The sequence below is a fragment of the Acinetobacter sp. FDAARGOS_724 genome, assembly GCF_013364475.1.
GTDB lineage: Bacteria > Pseudomonadota > Gammaproteobacteria > Pseudomonadales > Moraxellaceae > Acinetobacter > Acinetobacter variabilis.
Genome location: NZ_CP054907.1, coordinates 41,456 through 59,205, shown reverse-complemented (window position 1 = coordinate 59,205; position 17,750 = coordinate 41,456). Strand labels below are relative to the sequence as shown.

General features: G+C 39.7%; 14 protein-coding genes and 2 pseudogenes. 3 read left to right on the top strand and 13 right to left on the bottom strand.

Going from position 1 to position 17,750, the window contains the following annotated elements:
- Positions 1 to 47: 47 nt before the first annotated feature.
- Positions 48 to 1,333 (bottom strand): annotated as a pseudogene (locus tag FOC32_RS00455) (ISNCY family transposase).
- 258 nt (positions 1,334 to 1,591) lie between these two features.
- Between FOC32_RS00455 and FOC32_RS00450 the strand changes: the two are divergent.
- From FOC32_RS00450 to FOC32_RS00440, 3 genes are read left to right on the top strand one after another with little or no spacing between them, the layout of a single operon-like run.
- Positions 1,592 to 3,268 (top strand): phosphoethanolamine transferase, encoded by a 1,677-nt coding sequence (locus tag FOC32_RS00450; protein WP_004812162.1) that lies wholly within the window; start codon positions 1,592 to 1,594, stop codon positions 3,266 to 3,268.
- 1 nt (position 3,269) lies between these two features.
- Positions 3,270 to 3,941: a response regulator transcription factor gene (locus tag FOC32_RS00445; RefSeq protein ID WP_004780026.1), complete on the top strand. Its 672-nt coding sequence runs from the start codon at positions 3,270 to 3,272 to the stop codon at positions 3,939 to 3,941.
- A gap of 3 nt (positions 3,942 to 3,944) precedes the next feature.
- On the top strand, positions 3,945 to 5,261 hold the full coding sequence (locus FOC32_RS00440) for an ATP-binding protein (protein WP_004812165.1): 1,317 nt from the start codon (positions 3,945 to 3,947) through the stop codon (positions 5,259 to 5,261).
- 26 nt (positions 5,262 to 5,287) lie between these two features.
- Here the strand turns inward: FOC32_RS00440 and FOC32_RS00435 are convergent, their stop codons facing one another.
- From FOC32_RS00435 to lpdA, 12 genes and pseudogenes are all read right to left on the bottom strand, one after another.
- Complete coding sequence (locus FOC32_RS00435) at positions 5,288 to 5,998, bottom strand: phosphatase PAP2 family protein (protein WP_004780023.1); 711 nt, start codon at positions 5,996 to 5,998, stop codon at positions 5,288 to 5,290.
- Positions 5,999 to 6,037: 39 nt separating this feature from the next.
- Positions 6,038 to 6,424 carry a diacylglycerol kinase gene (locus FOC32_RS00430; RefSeq protein WP_004780021.1) on the bottom strand — a complete coding sequence of 129 codons (387 nt, stop codon included), beginning with the start codon at positions 6,422 to 6,424 and terminating at the stop codon, positions 6,038 to 6,040.
- 604 nt (positions 6,425 to 7,028) lie between these two features.
- Positions 7,029 to 7,168, bottom strand: a pseudogene (locus tag FOC32_RS17205) (ISNCY family transposase); the annotation flags it as partial.
- Positions 7,169 to 7,527: 359 nt separating this feature from the next.
- Complete coding sequence (locus tag FOC32_RS00425; RefSeq protein ID WP_004812166.1) at positions 7,528 to 8,016, bottom strand: GNAT family N-acetyltransferase; 489 nt, start codon at positions 8,014 to 8,016, stop codon at positions 7,528 to 7,530.
- The gene (locus FOC32_RS00420) at positions 8,013 to 8,777 is read right to left on the bottom strand and encodes an ABC transporter ATP-binding protein (RefSeq protein ID WP_004812169.1); all 765 of its coding nucleotides are present in this window, start codon (positions 8,775 to 8,777) and stop codon (positions 8,013 to 8,015) included. The genes FOC32_RS00425 and FOC32_RS00420 overlap by 4 nt, the downstream gene beginning before the upstream one ends.
- On the bottom strand, positions 8,774 to 9,784 hold the full coding sequence (locus FOC32_RS00415) for a FecCD family ABC transporter permease (RefSeq protein ID WP_104427083.1): 1,011 nt from the start codon (positions 9,782 to 9,784) through the stop codon (positions 8,774 to 8,776). Before FOC32_RS00415 ends, FOC32_RS00420 begins: the two co-directional genes overlap by 4 nt.
- Before the next feature lie 5 nt (positions 9,785 to 9,789).
- Positions 9,790 to 10,785, bottom strand: coding sequence for an ABC transporter substrate-binding protein (locus FOC32_RS00410; protein WP_376745115.1), 996 nt, complete (start codon positions 10,783 to 10,785; stop codon positions 9,790 to 9,792).
- Between the two features lie 26 nt (positions 10,786 to 10,811).
- Complete coding sequence (locus tag FOC32_RS00405; protein WP_034424463.1) at positions 10,812 to 12,866, bottom strand: TonB-dependent receptor; 2,055 nt, start codon at positions 12,864 to 12,866, stop codon at positions 10,812 to 10,814.
- A gap of 248 nt (positions 12,867 to 13,114) precedes the next feature.
- Complete coding sequence (locus FOC32_RS00400) at positions 13,115 to 13,795, bottom strand: GntR family transcriptional regulator (protein WP_004812178.1); 681 nt, start codon at positions 13,793 to 13,795, stop codon at positions 13,115 to 13,117.
- A gap of 675 nt (positions 13,796 to 14,470) precedes the next feature.
- The gene (locus FOC32_RS00395; protein WP_004812180.1) at positions 14,471 to 15,529 is read right to left on the bottom strand and encodes a 2,3-butanediol dehydrogenase; all 1,059 of its coding nucleotides are present in this window, start codon (positions 15,527 to 15,529) and stop codon (positions 14,471 to 14,473) included.
- A gap of 21 nt (positions 15,530 to 15,550) precedes the next feature.
- Positions 15,551 to 16,336: an acetoin reductase gene (locus FOC32_RS00390; protein WP_004812183.1), complete on the bottom strand. Its 786-nt coding sequence runs from the start codon at positions 16,334 to 16,336 to the stop codon at positions 15,551 to 15,553.
- Between the two features lie 11 nt (positions 16,337 to 16,347).
- The gene (gene lpdA / locus FOC32_RS00385; RefSeq protein WP_004812184.1) at positions 16,348 to 17,748 is read right to left on the bottom strand and encodes a dihydrolipoyl dehydrogenase; all 1,401 of its coding nucleotides are present in this window, start codon (positions 17,746 to 17,748) and stop codon (positions 16,348 to 16,350) included.
- Positions 17,749 to 17,750: the final 2 nt, after the last annotated feature.

The following is a 17,750-nucleotide window of genomic DNA, read 5'->3' as shown; positions in this document are numbered from 1 at the left end:
AAGGAGTGCTAAAAAAGTGTACAGTAGATTTGTATGTTATTCACCAATTAAAATGTCCTGTTTTTTACCCCACAAGAGTCAAGCACAGGATTCAGATTTCTTTGTTCAATAACAGCTTTCTGAGATTTACGACTCGGCATACTTTTCTTGAAACGAGAACGTTTATTTTGTTTTTCTAATTCTTCATGTTGATGTTAAATATGCGCCAGGACTGAACCTAACCGTTTATTCTCAACAATCTCTCACTGATTCAGCTGACTTAATTTATCGAAGAGGCTGTAGTTGAGCTTTCGACCATCACACATGATGGCTACAGTACCTCCGGGTATTCCAGAAACTCAAGATATTTACTGATCAGCCTCTGATTTTCTTCTTTCTTCTCTAGGAGATATACGCATTTATCATAAGTAATGGTCAGGCTATTCGTGACTCTACGGGGTTCACGCCAAGTAAAAATATCATCCAGTTCAAGATCAGATTCGGTTAATGGCTGATGCAGGTTCTTTGAGTTTCGCGCACATTTGGCAAACTTCTCTGATTAAACTGCTCAATGAAGCAGGGTAGCCAGGCATTCGCTTTGGCAATCGAACTGATGCCTTCCCAGACGTATCTCCTTTATCAAACGGTTTTGAAGGGTTCTATTCGCGCGTTCTACGCGACCTTTAGCCTGTGGTGAGTTGCCAAAGATAATATCAATGTTTAACTCATTCAGAATCCGGTTAAATTGCGTGATCTGGCTGTCCTGCTTGGATTTCTGCTTAACTCTGAATACCAAATGTTTGTCGCTATAAAAGTCCAGAGGTTTGCCGTATTGTTCAATGTAGGCTCGGGTTGAAAGCATGTAATCAAAGGTCGTTTCAGCCTCACAAAAGCACAGATGCAACAGCTTTCCAGCGGCATCATCGATATAAACCAGCAAGCAGCATTTTACAGCTCGACCTTCAAACCAGTCATGGTATGAGCCATCAATCTAGATCAGCTCACCGAAGCAATCACGGTTATAGCGTGGCTGGTACGGACGTTTCATGCGCTGATCTCGATCCACAGGTCATTGGGCGTCATCCAGCGCCGAACGAACTGTTTCTACCGGGATATTCAGGTCAAATATGCTGCTGAGCTTCTCATGTGCCAATTTAGGTCCAAAGCCCAGCAGATGTTCAGAAATAATGGAAAGACATTTCGATTTTAACAGGACGTCATGGCGACGATGGCCAGGTTGACCACGACTGGCATGCGCCAGACCTGAAACCCCATCTTGATTAAGCTTCTGCAATAACCGGGCAATTTGACGGGTAGAAAGATTCAGGATTTCAGCAGCACGGACCTGGGTAATACGATGATCTCAAACGTCTTACAGAACTGCAAGACTTTGAATCTCTTTATCAGACATAGTAGACTTCTTGCGTTAGTCAAAATTTAAACAGCCCAAAGCTACATTTTATAAGGTTTTAGCCAATTCAAAAATTAGGTAAAACGATACTTTCGCAAGAGGTCTAATATGTCTGAGTTTTTGTAGTTCTCAGATTATTTTAAGTCATTTTTAAGATTCAAATTTTAGGCTAAAGCATATTAAAGTCTTCGAAATTAAAAAATGCTTAAACTGACTTCTTTTCCAAGCCTTCTTCAAATCAAACCAATTCCTTTAGCAAGATTTAATCTGATGCTCGCTATTTGGTTGGGATTAGTTTTGAATTTTTCTTTTTATCAAAAAATTCATCAACTGACGCCCCATAGCAATTTCAAAGCATGGGCACTATTAGCTACGACAGTCTTGGTTGTTATTGGCTTTTATTATCTGGTATTACAATGGCTTATCTGGAAGTGGAATGCCAAAATACTAGCCAGTATTCTGATCATTCTGGGTGGCTTTAGTGCTTATTTTGTTAATAGTCTAGGTGTAGTCATTACCCCAGACCAGATCCAGAATATGTTACAAACTGATGTTCGTGAAATTCGGGATCTTTGGTCAATACGATTAATTATCTGGACATTGGTATTTGTCATTTTCCCACTCTTTATCGTGTGGATACTTAAAATTCAGCCTGTATCATTGGGGCGTCAATTGTTGCATAAAAGTTTGAGCAGTGTACTTTCACTCGGATTAATACTCAGCTTATTATTCTGTTTTTATGTCGATTATGCTGCCATCTTTCGTGAGCATCGTGACCTGAAAGGGATGATCTCCCCACAAAACAGTATTGCATCTACATTATCCTATTATAAGAAAAAAGCCCCTAAAGCAAATTTGCCATTGGTGACCTTTGGTGAAGATGCACATCTACTTCAGCAGACTCAAATGCAAAGCAAACCTAAATTGATGGTGCTGGTAGTAGGGGAAACTGCACGTGCTGAGAGCTTTGCTCTAAATGGCTATGCACGTAATACAAATCCTGAACTGAGCAAACTGCAGGTGATAAATTTTAATCAAGTCAGTTCTTGCGGAACTGCCACAGCTGTTTCAGTACCTTGTATGTTTTCAGGGATGACACGTCAAAACTATGATGAACAGTTGGCTAGCCATCGTGAAGGATTACTAGATATTGCTCAGCGTGCTGGTTATCAAGTGACTTGGATTGATAATAATTCTGGCTGTAAAGGTGCCTGTAACCGGATTCAAAATTATCAAATTCCCACTCAACTAAAACAAAAGTGGTGTGATGCTGAAGGTGAATGTTTTGATGAAATATTGGTAGATAGTCTGAAAGATTATTTGTCACATCTCGATAAAAATAATCAAAAACCACAGTTGATCGTTCTGCACCAAATGGGCAGCCACGGTCCGGCTTATTTCAAACGCTCCAAATCACCATACCAACCTTTCCAACCAACCTGTAATACCAATGCCATTCAGGGCTGTAGCGCCGATGAGCTAAAAAATAGCTATGATAATTCTATTGTCTATACAGATTATGTCCTTGCTCAGATGATCAAAACATTGCAGGATCAAAAACAATATCAAACTGGTTTCTGGTATCTGTCTGATCATGGTGAATCTACCGGAGAACATGGTCTATATCTGCACGGTGCCCCTTATAGCATAGCACCAACGCAACAGACCCATGTTCCAATGTTGATGTGGTTTTCAGAGTATTGGCAACAGTACAATACCCAGCAGGTCAACTGTCTCAAAGCACAAACCGGTAAGATGCACAGTCAGGATAATCTGTTCCCGAGTTTATTGAGTTTGCTGGGTATAAAAACGCAAGTGATTGAAGCTAAAAATGATATGCTTGCACAATGCTCATCATCATTAAAGAACAGAGCTTGAGATGCATAAAATATTGATTATTGAAGATGACTTCATGATTGCCGAGTCAACTAAAACATTGCTCAAGCTCCATCAATTTGATGTGCACTGGGTCAACAATGGCATTGATGGCTTAAAACAGCTACAACAGCAAAATTATAATATTGTCCTGCTAGATCTGGGTTTGCCAATGATGGATGGTATGCTGGTACTTAAAAATATCCGTCAAAAGTTCCCAAGTTTACCTGTCCTGATTATTTCTGCTCGAGATCAGCTACAAAACCGGGTAGATGGACTGAATGATGGGGCAGATGATTACTTAATTAAACCTTATGAATTTGACGAGCTACTGGCACGTATTCACGCTTTAATGCGTCGAAGTGGAAGTATAAATATTGAGAAAGATACTAATAAGAAGTTATTACACAGTGGTTTGGAATTGGATATTGAGCAACACATCGCATTATTTAACGGACAGGCTATAGAATTATCTAATCGAGAATGGTCTATTCTCACCGCACTATTAACGTATCCAAACAAAATTTTTTCTAAAAATGATTTAGAAGACAAACTTTATGATTTCGATAGTGATGTAAGTAGTAATACTGTGGAAGTCTATATTCATCATCTGCGGGCCAAATTAGGGAAAGACTTTATCCGGACGATTCGTGGACTAGGATATCGCTTAGGGTAAAGCATGATAAAAAAACGCTATTCCTTGCAAAAACGTCTAATTATTTATATTTCATTGTTTAGCGTAGTATTAGGCTGTGTACTAATCTTTGCGGCATACCGGATTGCACTTGAAGAAATTAATGAAGTCTTGGACAAACAGATGCAAAGTCTCGCAGAGCGCATTGCAGAAAATCATCCTGAACCGCTACAAAGCGAGATTGATTTAGGAAAACAGTATAGTGAAGAAGATTTATTTGTAGATATTTGGTCTTATACAGATACTACATTACATCCACAGGATGTTTTGGTTGCATCGGTCAAGAAAGCAGGATTCTATACACATCAAACCCCATACGGGACCTGGCTAACTTATATCATTCCTGGAGACCAATTACAGATCCAAGTAAGCCAGCAAAAAAATGTCCGGCAAGATCTAGCATTGGAGCTCGCAGTGAATATGTTTCTCCCTTATGTACTATTTCTTCCTTTTGCTATATTCGGTTTAAGCTGGGTAATTCGGAGAAGTTTTCAGCCTCTTATTGATTTTAAAACAGAATTGGCCAGCCGTAAGGCTCAAGAATTAAAACCAATTGAAATGAAAGAATATCCTTTGGAGCTAGAACCGACCATTGAGGAAATGAATTACCTATTTGGCCGTATTTCCTTAGCCCAACAAGAGCAGCGTCAATTTGTAGCAGACTCTGCACATGAACTACGTACACCATTGACAGCTTTGAATTTACAGTTACAGATCTTATTACAGCAATTTCCACAAAGTGATGCCTTGCACAATTTGAGTCTGGGCATCTTAAGGATGCAACATCTGGTAAATCAACTGTTAAGTTTGGCTAAACAGGATGTCACAGAAGGTTTAACTGAGCCTGTACAATCCCTGTCTCTGAATCAAATGACAGTCGCCTGCATTGAGCAGTTGATCCAGCTGGCACTACAAAAAGAAATTGATTTAGGAGTAGAACAACAGCAAGAATTGTTGATTCAGGGCCAGGCTTCAGCCCTACACTCGATTATTTATAACCTGATTGATAATGCAATTAAATACAGCCCAGAGCATGGCGTGATCAATGTATCGATATTGCAGCAAGGTCAACAGGCGATTCTACAGATAGAAGATAGTGGAGTAGGGATTGATCCAGCGCAATTTAACCAAATTCGTCAGAGATTCTATCGGGTTCATAACCATGCTGAAATTGGTAGTGGCTTAGGTCTATCAATTGTGGATAAAGCAACTGAACGTTTGGGCGGTACTTTAGAATTTTCAAAAAGTAGCAGCTTAGGTGGTCTGTGTGTACAAGTGAAATTTGCCTTGGTCGAAGCCTAAATAGATAGACTTTTGTCTTTTAGGTATTAAGGCTGTTTGATGCTAGCGAGCAAGGAAGCGTTTTTTTCAACTGGCATTTTGTGGCTAAATAAAACATAACCAATGATATTAATGCACCAAATCACCCAGCCAGTCCACAGGTTGTGACTCAGGAAATGTGCCCCCCGCATCATTTGTGCCCAGCCCATAGCGAAGCCTAAGATCGCTGCAGCGATTAGAAAAAAATAAGCCCGCTGACGGTTTACAGTGCGATAAACAAAATAGCCTGTCATTAATGCAAAACCACTAGATGCATGTCCACCAGGAAAACAATGTCCAGCGGTAGCACTGAAATCCCATAAAAACCCATTAGATGTAGGTGTTACCATATCCCAAGGACAGGCATGAACTGACTGGGATTTGATAATTCCGATTATCCCAGTTGTAAGCACTACCATTATAAAGAAATAACCTAATTCCCAACGTCTCTTATGCCAAGATTGCCATTTTAGTGCGACCATCCAACCAATGAATAGCACTATATAAACTAGAATTAACAGATCTTTGATATAACGATGATTTAACTCTGCCAGTGCCCAATCTTGCCGGAGGGGAAATTGTCCCTGACCATCGATAAATGGATAGATTAGTTTTAAATCAATGACTCCACCCACATCAAAAAAATTCCAGAGAAGCAAAAAACTGAAACTCAGTAGCAATATTTGATTCAGTAAAAAACGAGATCGTTCGGACGACATTTTAAATATTCCATTCTTGTCGTTGTAGCAGAAATGAGATCAAAACGAATGACCGATTAAAATGATGCCCCAAGTTACGGTAATTAAAATGAGTGCGACAAACTGGGCGGCACTGCCCATATCCTTAGCATTTTTGGATAACTCATGCTGTTCTATGGAAATACGATCCACTACTGCCTCAATTGCTGAGTTAATCAGTTCAACAATCAGTGCTAGCAGGCACACAGCCACCATGAGTGCTTGCTCAGCTAGACTCTGTGATATCCAAAAACTAAGAGGAATCAAAATCAGGTTAATCAGCACGATCTGCCGAAAGGCTGCTTCAGTTCGGAAGGCTGTTTTAAGGCCGGTCGCGGAATAACGAGTAGCATTGAAAATACGTTGTGTTCCGGAAGTACCTTTGTAGAGTGAACGATCGGGGGACATAGAAGTGATTCAGTTAAGATGAGATTTGATTAATTTAAATTTTTAACCTTAAAACTCCCTTAAAAATGGATGTTTATTTGATTGTTTTGGCGCAAAAAATGGCTTAACCCACTTCAATAGTTTTTAATGTCTTGAAATGCTCTAAGGTATCCCACATTACACATCTTCTTAAAAATCATCAAAAGTAGTAACTAATATCATGATTAGACTTCTTGCGTTAGTCAAAATTTAAACAGCCCAAAGCTGCATTTTATAAGGTTTTAGCCAATTCAAAAATTAGGTAAAACGATACTTTCGCAAGAGGCCTATTGTTCAAGGAGTAGGTCAGCTATTTGGTTAAGGTACTCGAGTATTTTTGTCATTCAGAATCGACTCATTAATCCTTTGTTTTTTCCTGTCATTTTCTATCTTAATGGCTAAAGCTAATATAATTATTATTATGATAAGAATGCTTATTTTGCCCTTCATTTGTATACTTCTATTAGAAATAACTTAATAAATATTAGCATCTCAGCTCGAGATCTTAAAGTAGGATTCAAACCATATTTTAAAATAGAGTCACTTTGCACTTAATGTAATACGATTCTTGAAAAATTCTAATAATTAAAAATTTAATCAAACGAGTGATTTGAAAGTCAAAAGATTTAAAAATTCTAAAGCATAGACTTAAATAATGCGATGATCTCGAACGTCTTGCAGAACTGCAAGACATTGAATTTCTTTGTCAGACATAGTGATCAGCATCTATATTTCATATCCAGTTCATGATGTTTAAATCACCATAAACTAGACATTTTTATTGGTGAGAATATAGACACTTTAAATGGGTTCTAACAAACTCTCATTTCGTATAATATTGATTATGTTAAATTGAGTACATGATACTTTAAGTTCATAGACCTCTTGCGAAAGTATCGTTTTACCTAATTTTTGAATTGGCTAAAACCTTATAAAATGTAGCTTTGGGCTGTTTAAATTTTGACTAACGCAAGAAGTCTAATTAAGTTCATGAAAATTGATATAGGTTAAATTTAATTAATCCTCGTTGTCAAACTTTACTAATTTAAAATGACTTTTAAAACTGTATGTAATTGTTTAATTTATTATAATCGCATATGAATCGTATCGTAATTTTTTAGCCATTCACGTTTAATCACTTCGTACCCCTGTAACTGCCAAAACTGCTCCGCTGCTGGTAAGAATGGATGTGTATGTAAATACAGCGTTTCAATTTTCTGCTGTTTTGCGTGCTTAAACAACATCTTGCATAACTTGGTGGCAATGCCTTGACGACGATACTCAGGTAACACAAATAGCTTCACCACTTCCACTGCATTCTGTGGAATATCCAAATCAAAGCGATAGTCATAAGTACGATATGCCACAGTGCCAATAATTCGATTTCGATCCTTCACCACAATAAAACAACCCAAAGCACTCTCGATATAATATTTCTCAAAATGCTTAATATCTTGGGGAATTTTTGCCTGATAGAGCTCTGGAAATAAGAGTTGACGGCTGTACAGCGCAAACTCAATCGCCTGTTGATGATCTTGTGGTTGCAACAATTGATAATCTAAATTCATGTTCATAGCCAAGAATGATCCGGAATAACAATGGTTTTGTCTTTGATCATGGCTTCATGGAATTCCACATCGTAGACACTTTTTAAAAATTTGGGATCAGTGATTCGTGCTTTGTTATCCGGTCGAATCACTTGATGCTCTCGCATAAAGAACAATTCATCGGCAAATAAAAATGCCAAATTCGGATCATGCATAATCGCAATCACAGTGAAATTCTGTCGTGACAATTGGCGTAATTTTTTCATCAAATAGCTTTGATAATAGACATCTAAATGATTGGTCGGTTCATCCAATAAAATCACTTGTGGTGCTTGCACCAAAATCCGCGCAATCATCACTAATTGCCGTTCACCACCTGACAGTTCGGTATATGGACGCTCTTTCAAGTGCTCAATATCCAAATCAATTAAGGCTTGATCAACGCGTGCCCAATCTTCAGCACTCGGTCGAAAACGACTAAAGGCTGCCCGACCCGTGATCACTACATCTTTCACCAAAAATGGAAATACGGTTTTATGAAATTGTGGTAAAAACCCGAGTAAGGCTGCACGTTCTTTACCTTTAAAGCTTGCAAGTGATCGACCGGCATAACAGACACACCCCTGCTCGATTGGCTCTAAACCTGCCATTAATTTAAACAGTGTCGATTTACCACAGCCATTGCGTCCTAAAATCACTGAAAACTGGTTTTTGGGAAATGCTAAGTCAATATTTTTTAACACCTGTTTATGCCCATAGGCATAGTTCAATTGTTCAATGCGAATCATGCCCAAGCCGTCCGTTGTGTTTTCATTAATAATAGGAAAAATGGTGCTCCCAATAGCATGGTGAAAATTCCAATTGGAATTTCAAAGGTCAACAGTACCCGTGAAAAGTTATCAATCAACAGTAAGAAACTACCGCCCAACAGCATATTGGCCGGAATGCTATAACGATGATCAGGGCCAACTAACATCCGCACGATATGCGGCATAAACAGGCCATACAGACTAATAATGCCTGCGGCCGCTACAGAAGTTGAGGTACATAAGGTCACAAACACAATCAAACACAGTTGTTCCCAACGTGGATTCACCCCCACTGCCTGTGCCTCTTCTGCACCCAAAGCCATTAGGTTTAAACGCCAGCGCATGGCGTATAAACCAGCTAAAGCGATACAAATCGGAATGATTGCATATTGCACTTTTTGCCACGAGGCTTGATGTAGATTACCCATGGTCCATTGCACAATGGCTTGTAGTTTAAATGGATCACTGAGGTACTGAATAATGGTTAAACCTGCCAAAAATAGACCCGATACGATCATCCCTGATAAAATCACCATCACCAGCGAAGTTTGGCTTTCATGTTTTTGTTGGGCAAATAAGTAGGTCAATGCCACAGCACAGACACCAAAAATAAATGCGGATAAATTCGGCGAAAGCCAACTTAAAGTCAGTGCTAAGGCGGCACCAAAAGCTGCACCTGAGGAAATCCCTAAAACATACGAATCGACTAATGGATTTCTAAATAAAGCTTGTAAACCATTCCCCGCAGTGGCTAAGGCTGCACCGACCATAAAGGTCAGTAAAATACGTGGCATACGTACATTGACTAGAATGTTTTGCATCAATAGAAATTGTTCCGCATCGTAATAAGGTGTACCAAATAAAAATTGCACACACCACAGCACATAATCCCATGCATTTAGACTTTGGCTCGGTCCAATTAAGAGCGATAAAAAAATCAGGAGCAATGGCACTGGATAAAACCAGGTATATTTTAAGGATTGCAGTGTCATTACATCAGCTCCTTTGCCAAACTTGCGCCATACAGCTTGCTTAATATTCTCAGTTTCAATGTATCTACAGGTAAGTCCGATTGTTCTGGATAAATACTGTGATTAAGATGAATAGCGGTCACAATAATTTTGATGGTATGTGGGTTATAAATAAATGCAGGCGTTAAATTAAAAACCTTTTGTTGTTTGACTGCGTTTAAACCTTTTAATTCTTCACGCTGATAAATCAGTTCTGGATTAGTATTCCACAGCACAATATTGTCCGGATTCCATTCAATCAGCGTTTCTGGATTCACATTCGGTTGATTGGTCTCAGTTTCAACAATGTTGTATGCCCCTGCCAATTCAATAAAATCATTGGTGATGGATTTACGCCCCGAAGTGGAATAAACCCGCCCCCCTGACCAAGCATAGTAAATCGATTGTCGCTCAGGCTGTCTTGAGGTTTTCTCAGCCACTTCTGCCACAATATTATCGGCAAACTGTAAAATCTCCTGCGACCGTTGTTCTGCACCGGTCAGTACGGCAATTTCAGCAAGTTCTTCTTTAACTTGTTTAAATGTTCCCGATTCCATTACATACACCGCAATGCTAAACTGCCTCAATAATTCAATGGTTTGGGTTTGCCCACTGACCAAGACTACCAAGTCAGGCTTCAGTGCCATTAAGCTTTCAATATTGGTGGCATTAGAGCCTTGTGAGGGTGTCGCAAGTTGTTTCTGGGCAATGCGGGCATCCATTTTGGAATAGGCATCAAACAACAAAGGTTGAAGATAAATTTCTGCAGGAATACCGACCACTTTCGGTCCTTGTCCCAACATATATAAACCATCTAAGCCCGACTCAAATAGCGAAACAATACGCTGTGCAGGTTGATCAACACAGACCTTTGTCGCTGAACTGTCTACAACGCAACGTTGATTGGCTGAGGCGGATACAACATTATCTTGTGGTGTTTTTGGAGACTGACAACCCATCAATACACTTGTCACCATCCCCAAAATAAAGATATGGCTGCGCATTAGAATGCCCATTGCACAGACATTGATGCCTTGATTGGCTCACCCGTCTGCACCCATAAATGGCTGTAACTCGAACGGTAATAGTGTTCATTAAATAGGTTGTGAATATTCAACTGATAACGCAGTTGTGGATTGGCTTGGTAATAAGCGCCAACATCCACCACCTGATAGGCTGGTAAACGGAAACCATTCATGACATTGCTTGGACTGTCGCCACTGCGTGAGCCGACATAACTGAGATTCGCCATCAGGCCTGCATTTTGCCAAGGGTCATACGCTACATTTAGATTGGCAGAATGTTCTGGTACATTAGTCAGAGGCGCACCACTCGAAATCAGCTCATCCTTACTTACCTCAGCATTGACCCATGCGTAATTAGCAGAAAGCTTAAGTTGATCATGCAATTGAACGCTCAGATCGAATTCAATCCCACGGCTTGAAATTTCACCTACCGCCGCCTCATAGTTAGGATCGATGGCATCGGTCATCAACACATTGTTTTTACGCATATCAAACCACGCCAAGCTCAAAGCATCGGTATCTGAGCATTGCCATTTGGCACCCACTTCATAGCTTTTGGCTGTTTCAGGTTCAAAGGTTTCTAAAGTTCGACTCATGCCATTGTTCATGGAAAAGGCTTCGCCATAATTGGCATAGAGAGACCATGTTGCACTTGGACGGTAGTTAATCCCGATGCGTGGGCTCAATTGCGCATGCGTGGTTTGATCCTCTAAGCCTTTCATGTGATTCTGAAAATCTTGCTCAACACGATCCCAACGTAATCCCATGAGTAGATTCCATTGATCATTGAAGAACATTTGGTCTTGAACATTTACCGCAACATAACGCTGGTTCTCATCACTGTTGGTATGCAGTGGCATATCAGGACTAAACTGCCCATAGACTGGACGATAAATATCGATCCAATTCGGGTTGCTCGCAGAATGATTCAGACGGTACTGCTGTTGCATAAAGTGAAAACGACCCGCTTCAAGACCAAGGACCAACTCATGTACCAAAGCTTGCGTTTCGAACTGTCCTAAAGCCTCGACCTGCGCCATCACATCTTCGGTCTGATAGTCACGATAGCGACGTTGGCGTTCTAAAGTGCGTAAATCGGCTTGAATCTTACGTGGTTCAGTGGAAAAACCGACCATTTGTGCATCTTTATAACTGAGTGCACCATTCATTTTCCAAGTATCATTGAAGCGATGTGCTAAACGCAGTTGATATAAATTGTCTTTGACACGCATATCACCATCATGCGGTTCACCGGTAAAGGTGTGCTTGTCCATGGTGATTTGATTATTGACCGCAGTCAGCCCACGATCAAAGGTGCCAAGATGCTGACTAAATTCAGTATCCAGATCAAGTTGTGTGTCTGGTGAGATTTTCCAAGTGAGTTGTGGTGCAACAAATAACCGTTCTGAGCTAACATGATCACGGAAGGATTGATTATCCTCTACGGCAATTCCTAAGCGATACGCCACTTGTTCAGTAATCGGTGCAGTATGTTCAGCACTAATGCGATATTCTTCTTGACTTGAAGCACGTAGATTAAGTGCTGTCGCACTTTGCCAGCTTGGTTTTTTTGTGGTGACGTTTAATGCACCGCCAATTTCACCCCTTCCATACAGAGCCGCATTTGGCCCCTTTAAAAAATCCAAAGATGCAATATTGACCATATCACGTGGTGCAGATATGCCACGGTTCACACTTAGGCCATTGCGGATATATTCCACGCCTGTATTTGGATTACCTTCAAAACCACGGAATGAATAATTATCCCAAAAACCACCGCCATAGCTATTATTGTTCGATACCCCACTGACCAAATTCAATGCTTGATCAATCCGTTGAATATCCTGCTGTTTTAAAATGTCTTCAGCTAAATGTGTTTTATTAAATGGGACATCCAATAATTCATGCTGAAATTTAGTGATTGATTTGGATGAGGATTCTGATTCGGTTGTGCCCGTTGCAGTCACGGTGATGGTATCTAAACGATTCACCTCATCAGCCATCACTAACGTACTCACGCCAACACCACTCATCAATACAACTAAACGCAAACTCACTACAACCACCCTCGGCTTTATGCACAAAAAAAATGCATAAATAAAATTAGAATACTTTTGGTGCATTATTCATTTGATTTGTGCACCAAATATAAGCATATATATTCAAATAAGCATCAGCTTAGAGTTGAATACACTCTTGTATACAAGATGGTGGTATTACAGGCAAAAAAAATGCCAACTTCGGGAATTGGCATTCAAATTCATCTATTTATAAGTTTTAATTAAAGATTAGAAATCATATGCAAGGTAATATTTTTTACATCTTCGATACTATGCAGGACATGATGTTCAGCGAGATGAATTGCACCCTCAGCATCACGATTTAGAATACGTCGTAAAATTGCCCCGTGATCTTCATAGGCATGTTGAATATCAAATTCACGCATGGCACCCAAACTCAGTACAATTCGAATCTTCTCGCTGATCTCGTGATGGATCTTCGCAATTTGGTTGTTCCCTGCAGCCCGCACTAAAGCACAGTGAAAATCTTCACTTTGTAATACCAATTCTTTAATGTTCTGATTATAGGCTCTTGGTTCGACCAACCAGAGTTGTTTGAGCTTTTGTAGTTCTAACGACTGTTCATGATCCAGCATACATAAGCGTTTGACTGCCTCTTTTTCCAAGATCATGCGTAAATCAAACAACTCTTGATAGAAATTAAAGTCTAAGGGTTTAATTTCCCAACCACTGCGAAAATGCACATTCACATAACCTTCTTGCTCTAAACGATAGAGGACTTGACGAATAGGCGTGCGACTCACTTGATATTTTTCAGCAATATCCGTTTCAGTGAAGCGTTGTCCTGGTTTAAGTTGAAAACTAAAAATATCGTCTTTGATTTGTTGGTAAATGATATTGGCTAAGTTTGTGGAGCCTGATTTTGCGATCGTTGTCGCCATCCGTGATTCTCTTCGTATATCTTTTTAATACAGAAATTATAAGGGTATAAAGAGTATTTTAGTGAAGTTGCATAAATAAAATAGATTCTGTAGACATTTCCTATTCGTAAATAAACCGGCTTTGTTGCATAAAGACTTAAAATAGAATTTTCGTAAATTACTTAAATTTAAGTGACAACTTGGGTGTGAGGTCGGCCTAATTCTGTAAACTTATTTAAGACATGAGTAGTACTACTGCGCAAGGTGCATAAATCTATTGGGCTTGACTATAAAATTTCTAGCATTGAGTTTATCTACCAATAGGAATCGTTTAGCTATATGTATTCTAAAATGGTCAAAATTCACAAGTTCATGAATCAAGTTTTTTACATTCAAATAAATTATCTTGTAATTCATTGGTTATTAATGAAATATTAACTATTTAATTGATGAACTAGACTTTAGGTAAACATAAGTTAAGTAGACGAATTTCGGTATTAAATTCATTAATATTGATATAAATTAAATTATACATTATGTGTTGTCAATTTCTTCTTAAAAAATAGAGTTTTCCAATCACTATTATGAGAATGAGTTTGTAAATACAGACTCATTTCCTATCGCTATAAATATTAAAAATAGCTACATAGAGTTTATCTCTAGCTTATTCAAATTTGTCTTTGAAATTAGGCGTTACTACGGATGAACAATAATTTTTACAGCAGACTCATTATTATGAATCAATGTTTCAAAGCCTTTAGAAACAAGATCATCTAATGCAATACGTTGGGTAATAAAAGGTTCCAGATTAATCTTACCTTGCTCGACTAAACGGATGGTTTCCTGATGGTCATTGACATAAGCAATCGTGCCACGAATATCGAGCTCTTTCATGACCACACTATGCACATTAATTGTGGCAGGATGGCTCCAAATAGAAACAATGACGACTACCCCTGTTGGTTTTATCGCCGTCACCAGTGTATCCATGACTTTATTAACACTACTACATTCAAAAGCGACATCAACACCGTGGTCTTCCGTAATTTTCATTACTTCGGCAACTACATCAACTTGTGATGGGTCTAGTACATAACCTGCAACGCCCGCTTCTATCGCTTTTTCTTTACGTTTTGCACTCAGTTCAGTGATGATCACCGTGAGACCTTTAGCCTTTAAAATGGCTGATAAGAGTAAACCTATTGGGCCTGCTCCACCAACCAGTGCGATATCACCAGCTTTTGCACCACTTCGTACATAGGCATGATGACCAACGGACAAAGGTTCTATCAATGCTGCTTGGTCTAAGGGAATATCATTTGAGATAGGATGTACCCAACGGCGCTGAACCGCAATTTTTTCAGAAAGACCGCCGCCGCGTCCGCCTAAACCAATAAAGTTCATATTTTTTGATAAATGATATTTATCATTCGGCCCAGTCGGTACATCATCCGCAATAATGTAGGGTTCAACTACGACATGTTGCCCAATTTGAATATCATCTACTCCCTCACCAACTGCATAAACTACGCCTGAAAATTCATGTCCCATTGTTACAGGTGCAGATTCTCCTGAAATTGGATGTGGATGACCACAAGGTGGAATAAAAATAGGGCCTTCCATGAATTCATGTAAATCTGTACCGCAAATACCGCACCATGCAACTTGAATTCCAACTGTGCCTGGAACTACTTTCGGTTCAGGAATATCTTCAATCCGAATATCCCCTCGGTCATAAAAGCGAGCTGCTTTCATTATGTATTCCTTATGTTGATATTAACGGTACACCATTCCACCATCTGTCAAAATAGACTGCCCTGTAATGTAGTTTGCATCCTCGCTGGCTAAAAATGCAACTAATGCAGCCACGTCATCTGGTGTTTCAGCACGTCCTAAAGCAATGCCATCTACATATTTTTTATACGTTTGACCAACTGGTGCGCCTGTAATTTCAGAGAAACGCTGATCTATTTCGACCCACATATCTGTACCAACAACACCCGGACAATAACTATTTACAGTAATGTCAGCACTGGCATATTCTTTAGCTGCAGCTTGTGTCAATGCACGAACTGCAAATTTAGTTGCTGAATAAACACCGAGGAGAGCAAAACCCTCATGACCTGCGATTGAGCAGGCATTAATAATTTTTCCAGCCTGTTGGCGTTGTTTAAATTTATTTGCTGCGGCTTGAATCCCCCAAAGTACACCACCGACATTGATGTTCATGATTTTGTTAAATTCACTCGGCGTTACTTCTGCCAACGCTTTAACTTGTGCAATCCCTGCATTATTGATCATGATATCAAAGCCATTAAGTGTCGATTCTGCATGATCAATTGCATGACTGACTTGTATTGGATCTGAAATATCTGCAATAAATGTGGTGGCTTTTACGCCAAAGGCTTCGATCTCTTGTTGAACAGTATTTAACTTTTCTTGATGAAGATCGACCAATGCAATATGAACACCTTCTTGTGCCAAACGTAAGGCAATACCACGTCCAATTCCTTGTGCTGCACCCGTAATTAATGCAACTTTATTGTTTAAACCTCTAGGCATGTTGCGATTCCTTAAATATGAATTGCACGTTGCATTGCCGACAATACCGACTCATGCATCGCCTCAGATAAAGTAGGATGAGGGAAAATGACCTGTGCTAAGCTTTCATCCGTAGCTTCTAGGTATTTTGCTATAGCAAAACCTTGAATGTGTTCGGTGACTTCATGTCCAACCATGTGAGCACCCAACAATTCACCCGTTTCCTGACTAAAAATGGTTTTAACAAATCCTGCGCTATTGCCCAAAGCTAATGCTTTACCATTGGCTTGTAAGGGAAACTTACCCACATTGATATTCAAGCCCGCAGCTTTCGCTTTCTGTTCTGTCAAACCAATACTGGCCACTTGCGGATGGGTAAAGATACAGCCCGGAATTTGTGTACGATCTAAAGCATGTACATGACTTAGGCCTGCAATTTTCTCCACACAAAGAATGGCTTCATGACTGGCTTTGTGTGCCAAACACGGTGCGCCTGCGACATCACCAATTGCATAAATGCCCACGACATTGGTTTTACACCATGAGTCAACTTTGATAAAACCATTTTCAAATTCAACACCCAAATCGTCTAGGCCAAGATTTTCCGCATTCGGTTTCACGCCAATAGCTGAAAGCACCTTTTCAACAGTAATGATTTGTACACCTGTGGCAGTTTCAATATGACAATGTACTTGAGCCTGATCAGTTTCTATTTTTTTTACCGTTGCTTCAGTTAAAACCTGCATACCCTGCTGTTCAAATTGCTTTTGTACATACTTCGCAACTTCAATGTCTTCGCTAGGAAGAATCTGCTTTGCAATATCAACCAAGGTGACTTGGCAGCCTAAGTCTTGGTATAGGCTTGCAAACTCACTGCCTATAGCACCCGAACCAATGACCAGTAAAGATTTTGGTAGTTGTTCTGGAACTAAAGCCTCTTTATAACTCCAGACCTGATGGCCATCTACAGGAATATGAGGCAAATTGGCCGCACGTGCACCTGTTGCGACAATAATATGCGGTGCAGAAATCTGCTGTTTTTGACCATTCGCATCTGTAAGCTCTAATTGCTCTTTGGCAATAAACTGGGCTGCTGCGTTAAAAACAGTGATTTGATTTTTTTTCAATAATTGACCGATACCTTGCACCAGTTGCTCAGAAACCTTTCTGCTATGATGGACCAGTGTTTGAATATCAAAACCAATCGCGTTAAGCGTAAAGCCAAACTGCCCTGCATGTTTGAACTGCTGCGCAAGCACAGCCCCGCTCAATAATGCCTTGGTTGGAATACATCCCCAATTAAGACATACTCCACCTAAGTGTTGTTTTTCAACGATTGCCGTTTTTAATCCCAGTTGCGCTGCGCGAATCGCAGCGACATATCCTCCAGGACCAGCACCAATAACCACAAGATCAAATTGTGTATCTGACATGA

Coding starts and splice junctions, on each gene's coding strand:
- FOC32_RS00450 (WP_004812162.1), top strand. CDS start 1,592: ATGCTTAAACTGACTTCTTTTCCAAGCCTTCTTCAAATCAAACCAATT.
- FOC32_RS00445 (WP_004780026.1), top strand. CDS start 3,270: ATGCATAAAATATTGATTATTGAAGATGACTTCATGATTGCCGAGTCA.
- FOC32_RS00440 (WP_004812165.1), top strand. CDS start 3,945: ATGATAAAAAAACGCTATTCCTTGCAAAAACGTCTAATTATTTATATT.
- FOC32_RS00435 (WP_004780023.1), bottom strand. CDS start 5,998: ATGTCGTCCGAACGATCTCGTTTTTTACTGAATCAAATATTGCTACTG.
- FOC32_RS00430 (WP_004780021.1), bottom strand. CDS start 6,424: ATGTCCCCCGATCGTTCACTCTACAAAGGTACTTCCGGAACACAACGT.
- FOC32_RS00425 (WP_004812166.1), bottom strand. CDS start 8,016: ATGAACATGAATTTAGATTATCAATTGTTGCAACCACAAGATCATCAA.
- FOC32_RS00420 (WP_004812169.1), bottom strand. CDS start 8,777: ATGATTCGCATTGAACAATTGAACTATGCCTATGGGCATAAACAGGTG.
- FOC32_RS00410 (WP_376745115.1), bottom strand. CDS start 10,785: ATGGTGACAAGTGTATTGATGGGTTGTCAGTCTCCAAAAACACCACAA.
- FOC32_RS00405 (WP_034424463.1), bottom strand. CDS start 12,866: ATGAGTGGTGTTGGCGTGAGTACGTTAGTGATGGCTGATGAGGTGAAT.
- FOC32_RS00400 (WP_004812178.1), bottom strand. CDS start 13,795: ATGGCGACAACGATCGCAAAATCAGGCTCCACAAACTTAGCCAATATC.
- FOC32_RS00395 (WP_004812180.1), bottom strand. CDS start 15,529: ATGAAAGCAGCTCGCTTTTATGACCGAGGGGATATTCGGATTGAAGAT.
- FOC32_RS00390 (WP_004812183.1), bottom strand. CDS start 16,336: ATGCCTAGAGGTTTAAACAATAAAGTTGCATTAATTACGGGTGCAGCA.
- lpdA (WP_004812184.1), bottom strand. CDS start 17,748: ATGTCAGATACACAATTTGATCTTGTGGTTATTGGTGCTGGTCCTGGA.